The sequence below is a fragment of the Thioclava kandeliae genome (assembly GCF_040297545.1).
Classification (GTDB): Bacteria; Pseudomonadota; Alphaproteobacteria; order Rhodobacterales; family Rhodobacteraceae; genus Thioclava; species Thioclava kandeliae.
On sequence record NZ_JAYWLC010000006.1, the window covers coordinates 160,739 to 182,013 of the forward strand.

Below are 21,275 nucleotides of genomic sequence, written 5' to 3' on the forward strand. Positions count from 1 at the left end.
GACGTCAAGCCGTTTTGATTTTACGCGATTGCCGAAGCTTCGCAAGAATGAGAGCAAGGGCTGCGGGCGTCACCCCGTCGACACGCCCCGCCTGCCCTAACGTGCTTGGCTGCGCTTTACTGAGCTTTAAACGAAGCTCGTTAGAAAGCCCCGAAAGCGAACCATATTCGAAATCGGAAGGAATCTTCCAAGCTTCATCTCTCTGCATCGCTGCAATATCGCGATCCTGTCGAACCAGATAATTGGCATATAGCGCATCTTTTGAAAGCTGATCCGCAATCGGGGATTCAATCTCGGACAATTCTGGGAAGACCGCTTTGAGATCTTCGAATGTTATGTCAGGGAATGACAGGAACGAGAATGCAGAACGACGCTGCCCATCTTGATTTACTTTAAAGCCCGCTTCAATGGCCTCTTTCGGGGTAAGCGACAATGCGTCAAGCTTTCCACGCCCATGCACTAGCGCTTCCTGCTTAATAGAGAATTGCGTAATACGCTTATCAGATACGCAGCCAATCCGCATTGCCAAGGGCGTAAGGCGTTGATCCGCGTTATCGGCGCGAAGGGAAAGTCGGAACTCGGCCCGCGAGGTAAACATCCGATAGGGTTCGGTTACTCCGCGAGTAATGAGATCATCGACCATCACTCCGATATAACTCTGTGTGCGTGAAAACTCGACAGCCTCCTTCTCTAGCGCCGAAGCTGCCGCATTAAGTCCGGCAACCAGACCCTGTGCAGCTGCCTCCTCATAGCCAGTGGTGCCATTAATCTGACCAGCGAGATATAGCCCTGGCTGATTACGAACCTGAAGATACGCATCGAGGCTACGCGGATCGACGTAATCATATTCTATAGCGTAGCCCGGCTGTAGAATCTCGACCTGCTCCAAGCCACGAATAGACCGAACATAATCGGTCTGAACATCTTCAGGTAGCGAGGTGGAAATACCATTTGGGTAGACGGTATCGTCATCAAGCCCCTCGGGCTCGAGGAAAATCTGATGAGATGTCTTATCGGCAAACCGGACAATTTTGTCTTCGATCGACGGGCAGTAACGGGGCCCCACCCCCTCGATATGACCGCCATACATAGCCGAACGGGAAAGATTATCACGGATGATTTGATGGGTCGCTTCATTAGTATGCGTAATCCCGCAGGAAATCTGTTTCGCGAATGGCTTCGTATTCATAAAGCTGAAGACCACAGGATCATCATCGCCGGGCTGGCTCTCGAGGATAGACCAATCAATAGTTTTCCCATTAAGCCTTGGCGGTGTGCCCGTCTTAAGACGTCCAAGCGGTAAGGCGAGCGAGTCCAGTCGATCCGCGAGCGGAACCGAAGGGCGATCCCCCATCCGTCCGCCCGGATAGCTTTTATCACCGATATGGATTACGCCGCGCAAGAAGGTCCCTGTTGTCAAAATTACCGACCGGCAGCGGACCTCGGATCCGTCTGCGAGCGTTACCCCGCTGACGCGCCCGTCAAGGGTAAGCAAGTCGACGGCTTCCCCTTCAATGATTGAAAGGTTTTCCTGCAGTTCGGTAAGTTCGAGCATAGCCTCGCGATAGAGCTTTCGATCCGCCTGAGCACGCGGCCCCTGTACCGCAGGTCCTTTACGGCGGTTCAAAAGCCTGAATTGAATCCCGGCACGGTCGGTGACAACCCCCATGACACCGTCCATGGCGTCGATCTCCCGAACGAGGTGTCCTTTGCCGAGCCCACCAATAGCAGGATTGCAAGACATAACCCCGATGGCATCGCGCCGAAGCGTTACCAAAGCAGTCTTTGCTCCCATGCGGGCGGATGCATGGGCCGCTTCCGTACCGGCGTGACCACCGCCAACGACAATAACGTCAAAATGTTTCACGTGAAACACTCCTATTTCCCGATGCAAAAACTCAAGAATATCTCATCCAAGAGATTCTCGACATCTACCCTGCCCAACAGGGATTCCAACGACCGCGCGGCCTCACGAAGATAGATAGCGGAAAGCTCGGGGCGATCTAGACCGCTCATTACCTCATTTCGGGCCGAATCCAAAGCCCGGTTTGCGTTTATCAGCGCATCACGATGTCGTTCCCGCGTCATAACCCCGGCGCCTTGTGCCTGCCGTAATAATTTGGCGGTGATCTTCGCAACCAGCTCGTCAATGCCCGCGCCTGTTTTTCCCGAGACACGAAGCCCCTGCCCCTCGAAAATATCGGCCTTGCCATAGACGATCAGATCATCATCCTCAGGCGTCAGGAGCGGAAGGTCTTGGCCATCAAGAAGGAATACCCGCAGATCTGCCTCATTGGCGCGTGAAATCGCCCGATCTACCCCGATAGCCTCGACAACATCGTCGGTTTCGCGAAGACCTGCCGTATCCAGCAACGTGACCGCCAATCCTGCGAGGTCCATGCGCACTTCGATCACGTCACGTGTCGTGCCCGCAATTTCCGACGTAATAGCCGCTTCACGCCCTGCTAAAGCATTAAGAAGCGTAGATTTTCCGGCATTAGGGCGACCAACGATAGCGACTTCGAACCCGTCACGGATGCGCTCCGCCGCACCAAAGCGCTTGATCTCGTCTCCAAGACTGATCTGAACAGCATCAATCTCGGCCATGACCTCTGGTGTTACATCAACAGGAACCTCTTCATCGGCGAAATCGATCGTGACTTCCAGCAGCGCGGCGGCACGCACCAGCCGCTCCCGCCAGCCTTCAACGACCTTGCCAACCGAACCAGAGAGAACCTTAAGTGCCTGTTTTCTCTGGGATTCTGTTTCCGCCTCAATGAGATCAGCCAGCCCTTCGACCTGAGAAAGATCCAGCCTTTCATTCTCCATTGCGCGGCGGGTAAATTCGCCTGCCTCAGCCATACGTAAATCCGGATCGTCGCCCAAGGCCCGCAGAACAGCACTCACCGTCGCGATCGCACCATGGATATGGAATTCGACGACTTCTTCACCAGTAAAGCTATGCCCTTTAGCGAAAGGCAGCACCACCGCCTCGTCCAGCACCTCGCCGTCAAGACGCAGAACCCGCAAGGCCGTCTGTCGCGCAGCCGGTAGCGACCCGCAAAGACGCGAGGCAGCCTGCCAGGCTTTCGGCCCGGAAATACGAATAACGGCCACCCCCGCTTTTCCGCGGGCAGTGGCCAGTGCAAAGATCGTATCCATCATATCCCTCTCGGGAACGGCTTAGCCGTTCATAGAGTCGAAGAATTCCGAATTGGTTTTGGTCTGTTTGAGCTTCGAGTTCAGGAACTCGATCGCATCGGTTGTGCCCATCGGATTGAGGATACGGCGCAGCAGATAGGTCTTCTGCAGATCCTTCTGCTCGACGAGCAGATCCTCTTTCCGGGTGCCCGATTTGAGAATATCCATGGCCGGGAAGACGCGTTTATCCGCAACCTTGCGGTCGAGAACGATCTCGGAGTTCCCCGTCCCTTTGAATTCCTCGAAGATGACCTCGTCCATGCGCGAACCGGTATCGATCAGCGCGGTGGCAATGATGGTCAGCGACCCGCCCTCTTCAATATTCCGTGCCGCGCCGAAGAAACGCTTCGGACGTTGCAGCGCGTTGGCATCGACACCACCTGTCAAAACTTTGCCCGAGCTCGGCACAACGGTGTTGAACGCACGGCCCAGACGCGTGATCGAATCGAGCAGGATCACCACGTCACGCTTGTGTTCAACGAGGCGCTTGGCCTTTTCCATCACCATCTCGGACACTGCGACGTGGCGCGTTGCCGGTTCGTCGAAGGTGGAGGACACAACCTCACCCTTCACGGAACGCTGCATATCGGTCACCTCTTCCGGACGTTCGTCGATCAGAAGAACGATCAGATAGCATTCGGGATGGTTTCTCGCGATCGAGGTCGCGATATTCTGCAGCAGGACGGTCTTACCGGTACGCGGCGGCGCCACGATAAGCGAACGCTGCCCCTTCCCGATCGGAGCCACCAGATCAATGATCCGTGCCGAGCGGTCCTTGATCGTCGGATCTTCGATCTCCATTTTCAGGCGCTCATCGGGATAGAGCGGCGTCAGGTTGTCGAAGGCAACCTTGTGGCGCGCCTTTTCGGGCGCTTCATAATTGATCTGCTCGACTTTGGTCAGCACGAAATACCGCTCGTTCTCGCCCGGAGAGCGGATAATGCCCTCAACGGTATCACCCGTGCGCAGCGCGTGCTGGCGGATCATGTCGGGCGAGACATAGATATCGTCCGGACCCGGCAGATAGTTTGCCTCGGTCGAGCGCAGGAAGCCGAAACCGTCCTGCAGAACTTCCAGAACCCCGTCCCCACCAATGGTGATATCATCTTCCGCATGCGCCTTCAGCAGCGCGAACATCATCTCGCCCTTACGCATCGTCGAAGCGTTCTCGATCTCCCACTCCTCGGCCATGGCCAGAAGCGCCTTCGGGCTTTTCGCCTTCAGATCGAACAGGTTCAAACGCTCGTCTTCGGGATGCGGACGTTCTTCGGTCATGAATTCCCCTCGTTTCCGGACCAGCCGGAAAGAAATCTCGATGTAAACAGGAGTGTCTCCCGCTCAGGACGAGCGGGGTTTTGTCATCCGCTAGATCAAATTGCGCCTCGAGTCAACGATTGCCTAGAATTTCACGATCACAGCCAGCACGATCAGGACCATGAAGAGCGTCGGCAGCTCGTTCATCAATCGATAGGTCCGGCCGCTATGCCGGTTCTGCCCTTTCACGAAATCTATGCGGCGTCCGGACAGCCAGTGATGGAACCCCGTCATCCCGATCACGGATGCGGCTTTCACCCAAGACCATGCCATCGTCCAATCGACCACTCCGGGGATCAACACCAGGCAGAGCCCGAAAAACCACGATGCCATCATCGCCGGGGTCATGATCGCCTTCAGAAGAAGCCGTTCCTGATGCTGGAACAGCTGGTCCATATCAGACCCTCGGGTGACGCCCTGCTTTCTTAGCCCTTCGACGTGATAAACATAGAGCCGCGGCAGATAGAACAGACCGGCCATCCACGCCAGAACCGAGATCACGTGGAACGCTTTGATCCATGGATAATGGATTGCGAGAAAATCCTGCACGGCTGTCAGCATGGTCCGGTCTCCGGTGTTAGGTGCCGACCCCTCTCTAAATATAAAAGTAATATTAAGAAAGAATAGAAGATGATTATAGGCCCTGTGGATACTGTGGATCCACGGATATTCCCTGATTTATCCACAGTGGATAAGCTATTTACCCACATTGCGAATAAACCAAGCCCCAATTGCGAAATTATTTATATTTTCAAGACTTTGCAAAGTTTGCAAACCCCGATTCGGGCTGTGGATAATATGGTGGGAAAACTTTGCCCCAATGAGTCGCTCACAGCAAGGGGAAGACTCAATTCACAGGTGGAAGACTCACCCTGAGACTTGACAGAACCGGCCATAAATTGTGGAGAAAACCCGAGGTCGGGGTTATCCCCCGTTTTATACAGACGGTTACCGAGAGGCTTATCCACATGACTATCCCCATTCTCTTGGCATCCCAATCCGAAATCCGGGCTCAATTGCTGCGCAATGCGGGGCTGGAAATTGTGGCTAAACCCGCCCGTATCGATGAGGAGATGATCCGTGCCTCGATGGAGGCCGAAGGCGCGCCGCCACGCGATATCGCGGATTTTCTGGCCGAGATGAAAGCCAAGAAGCTCTCACGCAATCTGGCAGGGGTTATGGTCCTGGGCGCTGATCAGGTTCTTGATCTCGATGGCCGTATCTTTTCCAAGCCGGAGACGCCCGAAGAGGCGATGGCGCATCTGGCGGCGCTCTCGGGCAAAACGCATAAACTTCTCTCCGCTGCGGTCATCGTGCGCGACAACGATCCCCTGTGGCGCCATATCGGTGTGGTGCGGCTGACGATGCACGAGCTGTCCGAGGCCTTCATCAAGGATTATGTCACTCGAAATTGGGACTCGATCCGCCATGCGGTGGGCTGCTACAAGCTCGAGGAGGAAGGCGTGCGCTTGTTTTCCAAGGTGGAAGGCGATTACTTCCATGTTCTGGGGCTGCCATTGATGGAGCTTCTGAACTGGCTGCGTGCGCGGGGGGAGCTGACGACATGAGCCATAAAAAGATCCCGCTTGCAGGGGTGATCGGACATCCGATCTCGCATTCGCTGTCACCGGCCTTGCATGGCTACTGGCTGCGCCAATACGGGCTGGCAGGACATTATGTGCCGATGGATGTGGCACCGGAGGATCTCGAACCCGTGCTGCGCGGTCTGCACAAGGCGGGGTTTGTGGGCTGCAACATCACCATTCCGCATAAGGAGGCCGCGCTTGCGCTCGCCGATGAGGTCACCGAACGCGCGCGACTGATCGGGTCGGCCAATACGCTGGTTCTGGGCGCGGATGGCCGCATCCATGCCGATAACACCGACGGGTTCGGGTTCATTGCCAATCTGAAGCAATCCGCCCCCGAGTGGGAGCCCAGCGCGGGTCCGGCGGCTGTTCTCGGCGCGGGTGGGGCATCACGGGCGATCATTGTCTCGCTTCTGGAGGCGGGCGCGCCGGAAATCCGTCTCTGCAACCGCACAAGGGCGCGTGCCGAAGCGCTTGCCGAAGCCTTCGGTCCCAAGGTGAAGGTCTATGATTGGGCTGATGCCGCGTCGATTTTCGACAGAGTGGCTACAGCGATCAACACCACATCTCTAGGTATGGCAGGCCAGCCACCTTTTGATATCTCTCTTGATCTGCTGCCAGCAACTGCTCTGGCCGCCGATATCGTTTATGTGCCTCTGGTGACGGCCTTCCTGCAGAAGGCGCAGGCGCGGGGCTGCAAGATCGTTGATGGTCTGGGCATGTTGCTGCATCAGGGCTGTCCGGGGTTCGAGCGCTGGTTCGGCCGGACGCCGGAGGTGACCGAGGCCCTGCGAGCGGAAGTTCTGGGGAAATGAGCCGCCCGTTCATCTTGGGGCTGACCGGCTCCATCGGGATGGGGAAATCGACGACGTCATCCTTTTTTATGAATAACGGTGTGCCTGTTTGGGATGCGGATGCCACCGTGCATCAGCTCTATGGCAAGGACGGCGCCGCAGTGGCGCCTATTGCCGCTCTTTATCCGCAAGCAATAGTAGACGGGATGGTGGATCGCGGTGCCCTCAGGGAGGTGCTGAAGGCCGATCCAGCCGCTCTCGCCCGTATCGAGGCCATCGTCCATCCGCTCACGGCGGCCTCGCGCACGGGGTTTATCGCAGACCATCCTGATGCGCCGATCCTGCTCCTCGATATTCCGCTCCTGTTCGAGACCGGCGCGGATCAGGTCTGTGACGCCGTTTTGGTGGTCTCGGCCCCGCCCGAGATCCAGCGCGCGCGCGTTCTTTCACGTGGAACAATGTCACCCGAGCAATTCGAGATGATCCGCGCGAAACAGCTGCCGGATGCCGAAAAGCGCGCCCGCGCCGATTATGTTATCGAGACACTGGACCTTGAAACCACGGCCCGAGATGTGCGACGCCTCATAGACCAGATCAGGGAGAAGCCGCATGCGTGAGATCGTTCTCGATACCGAAACCACGGGGTTCGAGCCGAATGAAGGCCACCGGATCGTCGAGATCGGCGCGGTGGAGCTTTTCAACCATATGCCGACGGGCAAGACCTATCATCAATATATCAATCCCGAGCGCGATATGCCGACCGAGGCGTTCCAGGTTCATGGGCTGGGTGAGGAATTCCTGTCCGACAAGCCCAAATTCATCGAGATTGCTCAGGATTTTCTGGATTTCATTGGACCGGATTCAAAGCTCGTGATCCATAATGCGAAGTTCGATATGCGTTTTCTCAATGCCGAACTGGGCTGGGTCAAAAAACCGTTGATCGCCGATGACCGCGCGGTCGACACGCTTGCCATGGCGCGGCGCAAGTTCCCGGGCTCGCCTGCGACGCTCGATGCGCTCTGCCGCCGGTTTTCGATCGACAACTCCTCGCGGACGCTGCACGGCGCGCTTCTCGATAGTGAAATTCTGGCCGAGGTCTATCTCGAACTGATCGGTGGCCGCCAACCAGGCTTCGGTCTGAACCTCGAACAGGGTGGCCAAACAAGCGGCCCCTCCGAGATCTGGCGACCCTCGCCGCGCCCTCATGTTCTGCCCTCGCGGCTGACCGATGAAGAGGCTGCGGCCCACGCCGCCTTCATCGCCAAACTGGGCGAGAATGCGATCTGGAAACGCTGACTATTTGGTAAAACATTGGCTGATCGTTATTTTTTCGTTCAATTCAGAGAGGAAATAGCGTAAAGCCCAGCCCGAGTGAGGGGTCTGGGAGGAAGCCATGCTTGATTTTACCGCGATGCGCGCGCAGCTTGCCGAGGTTTACGATCTGACACCCTCGGTCGAGTTGGCGCAATCCATGTCCGATATTCACGCGAAGATGGATCGGGTCATCCCGTTTCCGGATTTCGTGCGCTACGCGCCCTATATCGCCGCGATCAACAAGCTGAAAGCCGAGAAAAACGCGGTCATTCTGGCGCATAACTATATGACGCCGGAGATCTATCACGGAGTGGCAGATGTTGTGGGTGACAGCCTGCAACTGGCCATCGAGGCCACCAAGGTCGAGGCCGAGATCATTGTCCAATGCGGCGTGCATTTCATGGCCGAGACCTCGAAGATCCTCAATCCGGCCAAGACCGTGCTGATCCCCGATGTCGAGGCGGGCTGTTCGCTGGCCGAGAGCATTACCGCCGACGGTATCGCCCAGATGCGCGCAAAATATCCGGGTGCGCCTGTCGTGTCCTATGTGAACACCACCGCCGAGGTGAAGGCCGCCTCCGATATCTGCTGCACTTCATCCAATGCCGCGCAGATCGTGGCAGCTCTTCCTGAAGACACGATCATCATGACGCCGGATCAGTATCTGGCGCAGAACGTGGCCAATATGGTGCCGCAGAAAAACATCGTCTGGTGGGAGGGCTCCTGCATCGTGCACGAGCAATATACACCGGAAGATATCAATGAATTCCGCGCTATGAATCCCGACACCACGATCATCGCGCATCCTGAATGCCCGCCTGACGTGGTCGATGCTTGCGATTATTCCGGTTCGACCAGCGGGATCATCGACTATGTCACCACCCATAAGCCGGCCAAGGCAATGCTGGTGACCGAATGCTCGATGGCATCCAATATATCGGATGCCCTGCCCGAGATCGAATTTACCGGCCCGTGCAATATGTGCCCCTATATGAAGAAGATCACGCTCGAGAAAATTCTCTGGGCTCTGCATACGGGCAGCGAGGCGGTCGAGGTCGATCCGCTGGTGGCCGGTAAGGCGCGCATCGCAGTCGAGCGGATGATCGAGCTGTCCAGGGCTGTCACGAAGTGACCATCCATCGGACGGACCGCGTCGTGATCGTCGGTGCGGGGCTTGGCGCGCTTTATGCGGCCTTGCGTTTGGCACCGCAGCCGGTGGTGTTGATTTCGCCCGAAAAATTGGGCGAGGGGGCATCTTCCGCTTGGGCACAAGGCGGAGTTGCGGCGGCGATGAATGCCTCCGACAGCCCTGAAGCTCATGCCCGCGATACTGAAATTGCTGGGGCAGGGACCGTCTTGCCCGAGATCGCGAACATGGTGACGGCAGAAGCCGCGCGTCATATCCTCCAGCTGACCGATATCGGTGCGCCCTTCGACCGCGACGCACAGGGCGGCTATGTCATGTCGCGCGAGGCGGCCCATTCGGCGGCGCGCGTGGTGCGCGTGAAAGGCGATCAGGCAGGGCGCGAAATAATGCAGAGCCTGATTGCCAAGGTGCGCGCCACGCCGTCGATTCAGGTGCTTGAAGGTGTGATGGCAGTCGATCTTCTGACGACGGGGAAGCGGGTAACGGGGGTGCGCCTGACCCGCGCGGACCAGCCTTCGGGGAGCCTCGCTATCCATGCGCCTGCGATCCTGCTGGCAGGGGGAGGTTCCGGCGGTCTTTACGCGGTCACCACCAATCCGGCACGAATCCGAGGGCAGGTGATCGGCATGGCCGCGCGGGCAGGGGCGGTGATTGCCGATGCCGAATTCGTGCAGTTCCATCCTACCGCCATCGCGGTCGGGCTGGACCCTGCGCCGCTGGCAACCGAGGCTCTGCGCGGCGAAGGCGCGATCCTTGTGAATTCGCTCGGTCAGCGCTTCATGCTGGGTGAACATCCCGATGCCGAGCTTGCACCGCGCGATATCGTGGCGCGGGCCGTCTACCGTGAATATCAGGCAGGGCGCGTGCCCGTTCTGGACACGCGGCAGGTGCTGGGCGCCGAGATCCATGCGCGGTTTCCGGCTGTGGCGCAGGCCTGTATGGCGGCGGGGATCGATCCTGCAGTGCAGCCCATTCCGGTGGCACCGGCCGCCCATTACCATATGGGCGGGATTGCGGTCGATGCGCAGGGGCGCAGTAGCCTTGACGGGCTCTGGGTCTGCGGCGAGGCTTCTTCCACCGGTTTACATGGTGCCAACCGTCTGGCCTCGAACGGGCTTCTGGAGGCGCTCGTCTACGGCCGGATCTGTGCCGATGATATCGTAGAAGGGCTCTCTGCCCGCTCCGCGCCGGAGCTGGTGCTCGAGTTTCCGCAAGGCGGCAGCCAGCCCGATATGGCGAAAATCGCCCGATTGCGACAGGCAATGACCGATGGGGTAGGGGTCGTGCGGAACTGCGAGGGGCTAGAGGCGACGATCAGGACGCTTCGGATGCTCTCGCAGGGAGAAGAGAATACCGCCTTGCGCAATATGCTGGCCACGGCAACCCTGATCGCCTGTGCCGCTCACGGGCGCCGCGAGAGCCGTGGCGGGCATTTCCGCGCGGATTACCCGCAGCCCGATCCGGCGCAGGCCAATCGCAGTCTGATGACGCTTGCCCAAGCGGAGGCGCTGCGCGATGCAATCACCCTCGCGCAGCAACCCGCGTGATCATTTCACGAGATCTTTGAACTCGCCCAGCACGGCCTCATAGACCCCGCGTTTGAACGGCACGATCGAGGCGATCAGCTCGGCCGAGCTTTTCCAGCCCCATTCCGAGAATTCGGGATGTTCGGTTGCGATGTTGAAGGCGCTATCGTCGCCCAGATAGCGGAAGGCGAACCATTTCTGTTTCTGGCCGCGATATTTACCGCCCCATGCTTTGCCCAACAGTTCTTCGGGCAAGTCATAGGTCACCCAGTCTTCGGTCTTGGCCAGCTTCTCGACCAGATCCGCCGTTACGCCGGTCTCTTCCCAGAGCTCGCGCAGACCGGCTTCTTTGGGTTTCTCGCCATCGTCGATACCGCCTTGCGGCATCTGCCATGCGTCTGCCTTGCTATCGATGCGCTTGCCCGCCCAGATCAACCCGTCCTTGTTGATCAGCACGATGCCGACACAGGGGCGATAGGGGAGAGTGCTGTAATCCTGCATATCCGTCGTCCTTGAAAGAAAAGGGGCCCCGCAGGGCCCCGATTGGTCATTTTTTGGCATCGGCCTTTTCGGGTGTTGCGGCCGGCGCCTCGGTCGCATCTTCGGCGGCTTTGGTTGCCACTTCCGGTGCGATGGCGCTCAGACCCTTGAGAATGTCGATGGCGTAGGCAAGCTGGTAGTCTTCCTTGCGCAGCTCCGCCGCATCCTCGGCCCGCTTCATCTCTTCCTCGGCCTGCTTCTTCTCGTCATCGGTCATCGAGTCATTGCTCAGCACGCCGCGCAGATCCGCTTCCGACCGCATCTGGGTGCTGTCGGTATTGGCCTCATCATCCGCATTCGCGACCGGCGTGGGCTGTGCCACGACGATATCGGGCGCAATGCCCAGCGACTGGATAGAGCGCCCCGATGGCGTGTAATAGCGCGCGGTGGTCAGACGCATCGCGCCTTCATTCTTGATCGGCATGACGGTCTGGACCGAGCCCTTGCCGAAGCTCTTCTCGCCCACCACGATGGCACGGCGGTGGTCCTGAAGCGCACCGGTCACAATCTCCGAGGCAGAGGCCGAGCCGCCATTGATCAGGATCACGATCGGCTTGCCATCAGCCAGATCGCCCGGCGTGGCGTTGAAGCGCTCGCTATCCTCGGGGTTACGGCCACGGGTCGAAACGATTTCGCCCTTGTCGATGAACGCGTCAGACACCTTGATCGCCTGCGTCAGCAGACCACCCGGGTTGTTGCGCAGATCCAGCACGAAGCCCGAGACCTTGTCCATACCGCCAGCTTCCTCGACCATCTTGTCGAGCTGGTCTTTGAGGTTCGGATAGGTCTGGTCGTTGAAGGTCGAGATCCGCAGAACTACGGTCGAGCCTTCCAGACGTCCTTTCACGGCCGCCATTTTGATGGTGTCGCGGGTCATCGTCACATCGAAGGGGTCCTGCTCGCCCTTGCGCGCGATGGTCACGGTGATCTCGGAACCGACGGGGCCGCGCATCAGGTCAACCGCCTGATCGAGCGTCAGGCCAAGCAGGCTCTCGCCATTGACATGGGTGATGAAATCGCCGGTCTTCAGGCCCGCTTCGGCCGCAGGCGTGCCATCCATCGGCGAGACGACCTTCACGAAGCCATCTTCCTGCGTGACCTCGATCCCGAGACCGCCGAAGCTGCCGCGGGTCTGGACCTGCATATCCTGATAATCATCGGGCGGCATATAGCTCGAGTGCGGATCAAGCGAGCTGAGCATGCCGTTGATGGCCGCTTCGATCAGCTTCTTGGAGTCGACCTTCTCGACATAGTCCTTGCGGATACGGTCGAAAATATCGCCGAACAGGTCCAGTTGCTCGTAAGTGGCGGCCGAGTCATCCGCTTCCTGCGCCATCAGGGGCGCGGCAATCTGCGTGGAGAGCAGGACCCCTGCGACCGTTCCGCCCAGAGCCGCCATGACCAGTTTTCTCATCCTAACCTCAATCCCGTCCTGTCATTTCGAACCATGAACAAACCAATCAGCAGGATCAATCGGCTCATCGCCCTTGCGTAATTCCATATAAAGCGTTTCCGTTCGGTCGGCGCTACTGCCTTTGACGGCGCTGTCGACAAAATCGACACCGAATTCACGGGCGCTCGGCTCTTTGCCACCCATCATGCCCAATGCACCGCCTTGCGGCACAACGTCACCCGTTTCTCCATACACGGTTCCAAGGCCCGCTAGAACCAAAAGATATCCATCGGATGGTTCGATCACCATCACATTTCCGTAGTCGAGAAGTGGGCCGAGGTAACGAATAGTTGCGGGCCAGGGCGCGGTAACCAGCGCCGATGGGGCGGTGGCGATCACCCAGCCGGGGCGACGGATGCCTGCGGCATCGGCCTCGTTATACTTGCGCAGGACCGACCCGATCACCGGTAGCGGCAGGGTGCCCATCGCCGACTGGAAATTGGTCATCGGCGCACCGATATCGCTATCCAGATCGAGAATGCCGCTGGCAAAGCTTTCCAGCGTATCGGCGCTCTGCACCAGCTGCTGCAGGTCCTCGGGCGTTTCCAGATAACGACCGGGCAGGGCCTCGCGCTTGGCAATCGCCTCGGCCAGCTGGGTGCGGGCAGTCTGGACCGACTCCATGCCTTTGGCCAGCACGTCGATCGCGCCCTGCTGGATGTCGCGCATCTGCTGGATCTCCTCCAGCTTGACCGACAGCTCTTTGGCCTGCTCCTGCAGTGCGGGCGTGACCGAACCGAGGATCATGCCGGAGCGCGCTGTGCCCACCGGTCCTGACGGGTGTAACAGAAGCATCGGACCATCGGTCTGTTGCATCGTGGTCATCACGCCCAGTAGCCTGCCGATCTCATCGCGCTTTCCATCGAAGCTCTGCTTGATCTCGGCTTCACGGATGGCCAGCCGCCGCAGCCCGTCGCGCAGCGCGCTCAACCCGTGCTCATAGGCATTGATCGTGGCAGTCAGGCTCTCGATCCGCTCCGCTTTGGTCTTCGCCCCGTCCATGGCCGCAATCGCCCCGCGCAGGTTTTCGGCCGCCTGCAACGCATTATCCATCGCCGGATTGGTCGCGGCACCGGCCCCCTGTGACAGGAGGCCGGACAGAAGAACCGTAGCAAGAAACCGGAAGCCGAATTTCATCAGAGGTCGATCAGGCTCTGGCCGGTCATCTCTTCCGGCACAGGCAGACCCATCAGGCCCAGCAGCGTTGGCGCCAGATCGGCCAGACGGCCTTCATGCAGCTTGGCACCTTCCGGCCCGCCCACCAGTGCCACCGGCACCAGATTGGTGGTGTGCGCGGTATGCGGACCGCCGGTTTCGGGGTCGATCATCGTCTCGCAATTGCCGTGATCGGCGGTGATGATCATCGCGCCACCCGCCTTTTCGAGCGCCTCGCGCACGCGCCCGATATCGCGGTCGATCTCCTCGCAGGCCGCCATCGCCGCCTCGAGCGAGCCGGTATGGCCCACCATATCGCCATTGGCGTAATTCACCACGATCAGGTCATAGCCCTTCTCGATGGCTTCCACGAATTTGTCGGTCACCTCGGGGGCGGACATCTCGGGCTGCAGGTCATAGGTCGCCACTTTCGGCGATTTGGGCATGAAGCGGTCCTCGCCCTCCCACGGCTCTTCCTTGCCGCCATTGAGGAAGAAGGTCACATGCGGATATTTCTCGGTCTCGGCCAGATGGAACTGCGTCTTGCCCTGTTTCGAGACCCATTCGCCCAGCGTATTGACGATCTTCGCCTTTGGATAGGCGGTGGTCATATAGGCGTTATGGCTATCCGAATACTCGACCATGCCCAGCAGGGCCGCCCATTCGGGACGTGCCGAGGTGTCGATGCCTTCTTCCGCAAACTCGGGTTCGGCCAGCGCCTTCAGGATCTCGCGTGCGCGGTCGGCGCGGAAGTTCAGGCAGAAGAACCCGTCGCCGGATTTTGTGCCCTTGTAATCGCCAATGACGGTCGGCGCGATGAATTCATCCATCTTGCCCCCGTCATAGCTCTGTTTGACTGCCGCCTGCGGCGTCTCGGCATGGGACACATCGCCCGAAGCTTTGGTGATCGCGTCATAGGCACGGCCCACGCGCTCCCAGCGGTTATCGCGGTCCATCGCCCAATAACGGCCGATCACGGTACCCACGGTGGCGCCTTCGGGAAGGCGGTCCATCAGGTCATCCATGAACCGTGCGGCACTATCGGGGGCCACATCGCGGCCATCGGTGATCGCATGGAGCACAACCGGCACGCCCGCCTCGGTCAATGCGCGGCAGCCTGCCAGCACATGCTCGATATGGCCATGCACACCGCCATCGGATACCACGCCGATCAGATGCGCGCTCCCGCCCGAGGCTTTCATCTTCTGGGTGAAATCCAGAAGCGCCTCATTCTTGAAGAAAGACCCGTCCTCGATCGCCAGATCGATCTGGCCCAGATCCATTGCCACCACACGACCCGCGCCGATATTGGTATGCCCCACTTCCGAATTACCCATTTGGCCGGTCGGTAGGCCGACATCGGGACCGAAGGTGATCAGCGTCGATTTCGGGCTCTCCGCCCAGATCCGGTCGATATTCGGGGTCTTGGCAAGGGCAGGAGCGTTACCGGTCGTCTCGGCGCGTTCGCCCCAACCGTCAAGAATGCAAAGAACAACGGGTTTGGGATGGGTCATGGCGGCCTCTTTCAAATCAGCAGGTTCTGCATAAGCGTTCTACTGCCATGCGGCAAGTTTATCGATGCGGATCATTCATATTGTCGCGTCAGGCAGGGGTAAAAAGCAGCCGCGCAGATTTTGGCTCGGAGCAGGGGATTTCGGTCAGCAGAGACATCTCGAACAGGGTCTCCAACGCTTTGTCGGGCGCATCTGCATAAGACCGGCGCAAGTCGAGAATGATCGCGCCGCCCTTCCGCAATGTATTTTGGAATAAGTCAATATAAGGCGTAATAGGGTAGTGGAACCCACAAGATATAGTTGATATTACAAGATCAGCATGGAGGCCTGCAAGTTGCTCGGGCGTTTTGCGCGGGTTGATAGCGCGCACCAGCCGTGCACCGTTTTCCCGAAGAAGGCCGGAGGCTTCTGCAAGCGAGGCATAGCCCGCACCGCTTTCGGCCCAGAAGTGATACTGCTCACGGGTTTCCTCGATATCGACCAGAATGAAAGCGGGATCGAATTCGATCAGGAAGAACAGATCCCCCAGCGCCTGCCCGCATCCGATATCGATGATGGATTTCGGGACGATCTCGGCCTTGGCAAGCGCTTCGGAAAGCGGATCGTAATCCGCTTTGATCTCGGCCAAGATCGCTTCGAAAATTTCGCGGCGATTGGCGGAGGTCTCTAGGATCAGGGGCGTAGGATTTCCTTCAGCCCAAGCCTTCTGTGCCTGTTTCGAGATATGCTTGGTGCGCTGATAGCCCAGAAGCGCCATGCCGCGCGGCGAGAGCGCCTTGTCCGAAATCGTCTGGAACTCGGGATCGCCCGCCATCTGTCTGATCAGACGCGATGATAGGGGGTGCCTGCCAGAATCTGGCCCGCACGATAGATCTGCTCGGTCAGCATGACGCGCACCAGCATATGGGGCCAGACCATCTGTCCGAAGCTGATCGAGAAGTCCGCGCGCTGCCGGAGCGATGGGTCGATCCCGTCGGCGCCACCGATGATGAAGCAGACATCGCGGGCCTGATCGCGCCAATTCCCGAGCTTATCGGCGAAGTCGGGAGAAGAGATGATCTGCCCACGTTCGTCCAACGTGACGATAGCCGCGCCATCGGGAATGGCCCGCTCCAGCAGTTTGGCTTCCTCGGCCATGCCCAGATTGCGCTTGTCTTCAACCTCAACAACAGAAGCGGACCCTAGCCCGAGGCTACGGCCCGCTTTGTTGAAACGGTCGAGATAGTCCGTAATCAGTGTCAGCTCGGGGCTTTTACGAAGCCGGCCCACTGCAAGAACAGTCAGTTTCATGATGTTACTGGATCAGCTGGCGTCGCTGGTCGGCACCCACATTTTTTCGAGCTGGTAGAACTCTCGCACCTCGGGACGGAAGACATGCACGATCACATCGCCCGCATCGACCAGAACCCAGTCGCCCGCATCCTTGCCTTCGATCTTGCAGAAAACGCCGAATTCTTCTTTCAGGCGCTCGCTCAGCTTTTCCGCAATAGCGCCGACCTGACGGCTGGAACGGCCCGAGCAAATCACCATATGGTCCGAAATCGACGAACGGCCTGCGAGGCTGATCGTGACGACTTCCTCAGCCTTGTCATCGTCGAGCGAGGTCAGGACGCATTGAAGGATTTGATCGCTTTTCAGGTTGGTATTGGCCACGGTATCAGCAGTCATAGGCACCACCATTGCACCGGTGTCGACCGCTGCGAGTTCAGGATGAGACAGGACATAGTCCTCCGAAAGTTGCACGCCGTCCAAGCCCCGACGCTAGGCATATTGTCAAAATAGCATCTGCGGATAGAAATCTCAACTTTGGTAGGCGCAAATTCCTTACTACAAGCAAAACAGGCTCAAATCTGCCGTAGGCGGCGATCCCGTGCCAGTGCGCGCTGCTCGGCGCGATCAAGCCGAATGAGAATATTCTGAAGCGTTTCTCCGCGTGCATGACTTCGTGACCAGATCTTGTGGCAGGATTTGGCAGACCACGGTAAAGCGGCTTGTGCAACCCATCGCCGCAAAGCGGCGGGTAGGGCGTCATAATTCTGCATCGCGTTGGATTTGTTCGGCCTTTTAAGCTTTGTCGATCCCAGGTTTCCTGCCATTTTCAAGCCCATTTTAGTAATGATATATCATATCTATAATCGGCTTGAAATCTGGTGTCGAGAGACCAGAATGAAGCCGCCCTGAGGGCGGCTTCGGTTAGTATCGGCCTTAGAAATCTTCCCAGTCGTCATTTAAATCCGGTCCGTTCACCTGCTTCTTGGTCACGGGCGCCGGTTGGGGTTTGGGTGCCGGAGGTGCCATCGGCTTTTGGGCGCGCGGCGGGGCAGCGGGCTTGGACGCGGGTTTTGGCGCAGCCGGCGCGCTTTTCCAAGAACCACTGCGATCGGTGCTACTTGCAGTCGTGGATCGCAATTTGAATTGTGCCGTCGAGCTGCGCAGATCCACGGCTGCTGCGGTTAGCTCTTTGCTGGCCATCAGGGTATCCTGGAACAGGGCAGTATTCTGTTGGCTATTGGCATCAAGATGGGCCACAGAGTTATTGATCTCGGTCACTCCAGAGGATTGCTCGGTCGCGGAACGGGCAATATCGGAGACGTGATGCGAGATCCGCGACACAGAGGCGGCGATGCGCTGTAATGCACTCCCTGCTTCGTTCACCATGGTAGCACCCTTTGACACATGATCGCCACTTTCGGAAATCAGGGTGTTGATCTCACGCGCTGCCTCGGAGGATCGCTGGGCCAGTGCCCGCACTTCGGAGGCCACGACTGCGAAACCACGTCCCGCTTCGCCCGCGCGGGCAGCTTCGACACCGGCATTAAGTGCCAGAAGGTTGGTCTGGAAGGCGATATCGTCGATGACATCGATGATGCGGGAAATCCGGCTCGAGCTGTCCTGGATCTGTTGCATGGCATCTACGGCCTGTGAAACCACGTCCCCACTGCGTTCGGCCTCGCCGCGTGCTTCCTGCACGACCTTGTCCGCCTCATTGGCACCCTGAGCCGCCTGCTGCACCGAAGATGTCAGCTCCTGCAGGGCTGCAGCGGTTTCTTCCAGCGTTGCTGCCGTGGTTTCGGTTTTACGGGCAACATCTTCCGAGGAAACCGTGATATCATGGCCCTGGCGCTCGATCACTGCCGCTGTTGCACTAATCGTTCCAATCAGACCTTCCAGTTTCGTCACTGTCCGGTTGAAGTCGTTGCGGAGGGCCTCATATTCGGAGGGGAATACGGTGTCGATGCGTTGGGTCAGATCCCCTTCAGCCAACGCAGTAAGGGCGATTGCCAGTTCGGACACGACCTTGCGTTGCTTCTCGGCATGGGCTTCACGCTCGGCTTCGGTTTCGGCCCGCATGCGTTCGCGCTCGGCTTGATCAGCAGCTTTGCGCTCCATCTCGCGGCGTTCGGCTTCGATGGCTTCCTGTTCATGAGCACGGCGGTCGGCTTCGGCCTGAGCCTTCACCGCTTCCTGTTCGGCTTTCTGTCGGTTGGCCTCTTCCTCCATCTCCGCGCCACGGCGGATGGAAAGCTGGAAGGTTTCGACAGCCCGGGCCATCTCTCCGATTTCGTCTTTCTGATGGGTAAAGGGAATGGCATTATCGACGTCACCATCGGACAGGGCGCCCATACGCTCCTTGAGGCCACGGATCGGGGAAGTAATGGACCGCGCGATAAGCCAGCAGACCGCTCCGACAAGAAGGAAACCGGCAATGAAAATTGCGGCCGCGATGTTGCGGATCTGCGCAATCTGCGCCTGAATATCCGCGATGTAGGAGCCTGTCGCGACGACCCAACCCCAAGGCTCGAAAGCACGGGAATAGCTGATTTTCGGGATCTGTTCGTCCGCACCATCGCCGCCAGTCCGTTTGGAGCTGTAATGTAGCAGGCCACCACCCTCTGCGGCGAGCTTACCCAGATCGCGGTAGACAAACACGCCGTTCGGATCCTTGAACTGGCTCTGGTCCTCGCCTGCACGTTGCGGGTCGCGTCCATGCGCGACGAGTTTCAGGTCCTTGCTGAACGCGAACAGATAGTTGCCATCGTCGTAACGCGCTGCATTCAAGATACGCGCGCCCTCAGTCTTGGCCTCTTCAAGCGTCCGTTTTCCGGCGGTGACCTCGGTCTGCAATGCGGCAAGCTGGCTGACACTGCTATCCACGACATCGCGCAGATGGGCCTCACGCATGTCATAGGTATTGCTGACCATGAAGCTGAACATCGTCACGGCGATGGCCAGACTCGTCAGGACGGAGAACCCAATAATCGAATAAATCCGCGTCGAGATTCGCAGATTCGAAACAAACGTCATGACAACACTCCTGAAATCGTCGGAAGTAGTCTTAATGCTCAGATATGAATCCTTCCTTTCCGCTCTGGGGAATAAGTGATCAAACCTGTATTTTCTTTATATGTTCTGGCAGTTTTCAAGAGAAAAACCCGCCCTGAGAGAGGCGGGTTTCCAGAATACACTTAAAGAGCGAGACTCACGCGTTCCACGCTTTGTCCTCGCCACCGATACCGCCGATCTGCACGCGGGTCGGCAGACCGATCCGGTCGAGGATCGTGAAGAAGGGTTTGGGATCCAGCTCCTCGACGTTCTTCATCGTCTTGGCATCCCATTCACCCGAGGCGACCAGCATAGCGGCCGCCACTGGCGGCACACCCGCGGTATAGGAGATGCCCTGCGAGCCCACTTCCTCATAGGCTTCCTTGTGATCGGCGACGTTATAGACGAACAGCTCCACATCCTTGCCGTCTTTCGTGCCCTTTACCAGATCGCCGATGCAGGTCTTGCCGGTATAGTCGGGTGCCAGCGACGACGGATCGGGCAGCACCGCCTTCACCAGTTTCAGCGGCACGACGTCCTGACCTTCGGCGGTTTTCACCGGCTGTTCGGACAAGAGACCCAGCGAGTTCAGAACCGTGAAGACATTGATATAGTGGTCGCCGAAGCCCATCCAAAAGCGCACATCGGCCTGCGGATAGTTAGTCGCCAGCGAGTGTACCTCGTCATGACCCGACTGATAGGCCTTGGACGGACCGACCACCGGAAGATCCCACGTCTTGCCGGAGGCAAACATCGAGGTTTCCTTCCATTTCTGGTCTTCCCAGTAATAGACGGTGCCGGTGAATTCGCGGAAATTGATCTCGGGGTCGAAATTGGTCGCGAAATATTTGCCATGCGAGCCCGCGTTGATATCGACGATATCGATCGATTTCACTTCGTCCATCTGGTCGATGGCAAACCGCGCAAAGGCATTCACAACACCCGGGTCAAAACCTGCGCCCAGAATAGCGGTGATGCCTTTTTCGGTGCAGGTGTCGCGGCGCTTCCACTCGTAGTTGGCATACCACGGCGGGGTCTCGCAGATCTTCTCGGGTTCTTCATGGATGGCGGTGTCGATATAGGCGGCACCGGTCTCAATGCAGGCATCGAGCACATACATATTCACGAAGGCGGAGCCCACATTGATAACGATCTGCGCATCCACCTTGCGGATCAGCTCGGCCACGGCGGCGGTATTGCGCGCATTGACCTCATGGGTGCCGAACGTGCCGTCGAGCTTCATCGCGTTCTTCTCGCGAACGCTGGCAACGATCGCGTCGCATTTCGACCTGGTGCGCGATGCGATATGCAGATCTCCGAAAACATCGTTGTTCTGGGCGCATTTATGCGCCACGACCTGCGCCACGCCACCGGCACCGATGATGAGCACGTTCTTTTTCACTTCGGC

Annotated in this window: 20 protein-coding genes; 6 read left to right on the forward strand and 14 right to left on the reverse strand. The window is 58.4% G+C overall.

What is annotated here, in order from left to right:
* Positions 1–4: 4 nt before the first annotated feature.
* The 4 genes from mnmG to VSX56_RS09865 form a co-directional block, all read right to left on the reverse strand.
* Complete coding sequence (gene mnmG, locus VSX56_RS09850; RefSeq protein WP_350936739.1) at positions 5–1,867, reverse strand: tRNA uridine-5-carboxymethylaminomethyl(34) synthesis enzyme MnmG; 1,863 nt, start codon at positions 1,865–1,867, stop codon at positions 5–7.
* 11 nt (positions 1,868–1,878) lie between these two features.
* Positions 1,879–3,162, reverse strand: coding sequence for a tRNA uridine-5-carboxymethylaminomethyl(34) synthesis GTPase MnmE (gene mnmE, locus VSX56_RS09855; RefSeq protein WP_350936831.1), 1,284 nt, complete (start codon positions 3,160–3,162; stop codon positions 1,879–1,881).
* A 21-nt stretch (positions 3,163–3,183) separates the two neighbouring features.
* Positions 3,184–4,476: a transcription termination factor Rho gene (gene rho, locus VSX56_RS09860; protein ID WP_339113908.1), complete on the reverse strand. Its 1,293-nt coding sequence runs from the start codon at positions 4,474–4,476 to the stop codon at positions 3,184–3,186.
* A 123-nt stretch (positions 4,477–4,599) separates the two neighbouring features.
* On the reverse strand, positions 4,600–5,076 hold the full coding sequence (locus VSX56_RS09865) for a CopD family protein (protein ID WP_350936742.1): 477 nt from the start codon (positions 5,074–5,076) through the stop codon (positions 4,600–4,602).
* A 407-nt stretch (positions 5,077–5,483) separates the two neighbouring features.
* Here VSX56_RS09865 and VSX56_RS09870 point away from each other — a divergent pair, with 407 nt between their 5' ends.
* The 6 genes from VSX56_RS09870 (at position 5,484) to VSX56_RS09895 (ending at position 10,903) form a co-directional block, all read left to right on the forward strand.
* Positions 5,484–6,083: a Maf family nucleotide pyrophosphatase gene (locus VSX56_RS09870; protein WP_350936744.1), complete on the forward strand. Its 600-nt coding sequence runs from the start codon at positions 5,484–5,486 to the stop codon at positions 6,081–6,083.
* Complete coding sequence (locus VSX56_RS09875; protein WP_350936746.1) at positions 6,080–6,916, forward strand: shikimate dehydrogenase; 837 nt, start codon at positions 6,080–6,082, stop codon at positions 6,914–6,916. The genes VSX56_RS09870 and VSX56_RS09875 overlap by 4 nt, the downstream gene beginning before the upstream one ends.
* Positions 6,913–7,512, forward strand: a complete 600-nt coding sequence (coaE, locus tag VSX56_RS09880) for a dephospho-CoA kinase (RefSeq protein WP_350936748.1) — start codon at positions 6,913–6,915, stop codon at positions 7,510–7,512. Before VSX56_RS09875 ends, coaE begins: the two co-directional genes overlap by 4 nt.
* Positions 7,505–8,191 carry a DNA polymerase III subunit epsilon gene (gene dnaQ / locus VSX56_RS09885; protein ID WP_339113903.1) on the forward strand — a complete coding sequence of 229 codons (687 nt, stop codon included), beginning with the start codon at positions 7,505–7,507 and terminating at the stop codon, positions 8,189–8,191. Before coaE ends, dnaQ begins: the two co-directional genes overlap by 8 nt.
* Positions 8,192–8,288: 97 nt before the next feature.
* Complete coding sequence (gene nadA, locus VSX56_RS09890; protein ID WP_350936750.1) at positions 8,289–9,341, forward strand: quinolinate synthase NadA; 1,053 nt, start codon at positions 8,289–8,291, stop codon at positions 9,339–9,341.
* Between the two features lie 2 nt (positions 9,342–9,343).
* Positions 9,344–10,903 (forward strand): L-aspartate oxidase, encoded by a 1,560-nt coding sequence (locus VSX56_RS09895; RefSeq protein ID WP_350936833.1) that lies wholly within the window; start codon positions 9,344–9,346, stop codon positions 10,901–10,903.
* Here VSX56_RS09895 and VSX56_RS09900 read toward each other — a convergent pair whose 3' ends face one another.
* From VSX56_RS09900 to VSX56_RS09945, 10 genes are all read right to left on the reverse strand, one after another.
* Positions 10,904–11,383, reverse strand: coding sequence for an RNA pyrophosphohydrolase (locus VSX56_RS09900; protein ID WP_350936752.1), 480 nt, complete (start codon positions 11,381–11,383; stop codon positions 10,904–10,906).
* Between the two features lie 46 nt (positions 11,384–11,429).
* Positions 11,430–12,836: a S41 family peptidase gene (locus VSX56_RS09905; protein ID WP_350936754.1), complete on the reverse strand. Its 1,407-nt coding sequence runs from the start codon at positions 12,834–12,836 to the stop codon at positions 11,430–11,432.
* 21 nt (positions 12,837–12,857) lie between these two features.
* Positions 12,858–14,012, reverse strand: coding sequence for a murein hydrolase activator EnvC family protein (locus VSX56_RS09910; protein ID WP_350936756.1), 1,155 nt, complete (start codon positions 14,010–14,012; stop codon positions 12,858–12,860).
* The gene (gpmI, locus tag VSX56_RS09915; protein WP_350936758.1) at positions 14,012–15,544 is read right to left on the reverse strand and encodes a 2,3-bisphosphoglycerate-independent phosphoglycerate mutase; all 1,533 of its coding nucleotides are present in this window, start codon (positions 15,542–15,544) and stop codon (positions 14,012–14,014) included. The genes VSX56_RS09910 and gpmI overlap by 1 nt, the downstream gene beginning before the upstream one ends.
* Positions 15,545–15,632: 88 nt before the next feature.
* On the reverse strand, positions 15,633–16,358 hold the full coding sequence (locus VSX56_RS09920; RefSeq protein ID WP_339113896.1) for a hypothetical protein: 726 nt from the start codon (positions 16,356–16,358) through the stop codon (positions 15,633–15,635).
* An 8-nt stretch (positions 16,359–16,366) separates the two neighbouring features.
* The gene (rlmH, locus tag VSX56_RS09925; RefSeq protein ID WP_350936760.1) at positions 16,367–16,834 is read right to left on the reverse strand and encodes a 23S rRNA (pseudouridine(1915)-N(3))-methyltransferase RlmH; all 468 of its coding nucleotides are present in this window, start codon (positions 16,832–16,834) and stop codon (positions 16,367–16,369) included.
* A 12-nt stretch (positions 16,835–16,846) separates the two neighbouring features.
* Positions 16,847–17,212, reverse strand: a complete 366-nt coding sequence (gene rsfS / locus VSX56_RS09930; RefSeq protein WP_339113894.1) for a ribosome silencing factor — start codon at positions 17,210–17,212, stop codon at positions 16,847–16,849.
* Positions 17,213–17,388: 176 nt separating this feature from the next.
* Positions 17,389–17,652 carry a DUF6525 family protein gene (locus VSX56_RS09935; protein WP_350936763.1) on the reverse strand — a complete coding sequence of 88 codons (264 nt, stop codon included), beginning with the start codon at positions 17,650–17,652 and terminating at the stop codon, positions 17,389–17,391.
* Positions 17,653–17,749: 97 nt separating this feature from the next.
* Positions 17,750–19,849, reverse strand: a complete 2,100-nt coding sequence (locus VSX56_RS09940) for a methyl-accepting chemotaxis protein (RefSeq protein ID WP_339113893.1) — start codon at positions 19,847–19,849, stop codon at positions 17,750–17,752.
* A gap of 175 nt (positions 19,850–20,024) precedes the next feature.
* Positions 20,025–21,269 carry a saccharopine dehydrogenase family protein gene (locus tag VSX56_RS09945; protein WP_350936765.1) on the reverse strand — a complete coding sequence of 415 codons (1,245 nt, stop codon included), beginning with the start codon at positions 21,267–21,269 and terminating at the stop codon, positions 20,025–20,027.
* Positions 21,270–21,275: the final 6 nt, after the last annotated feature.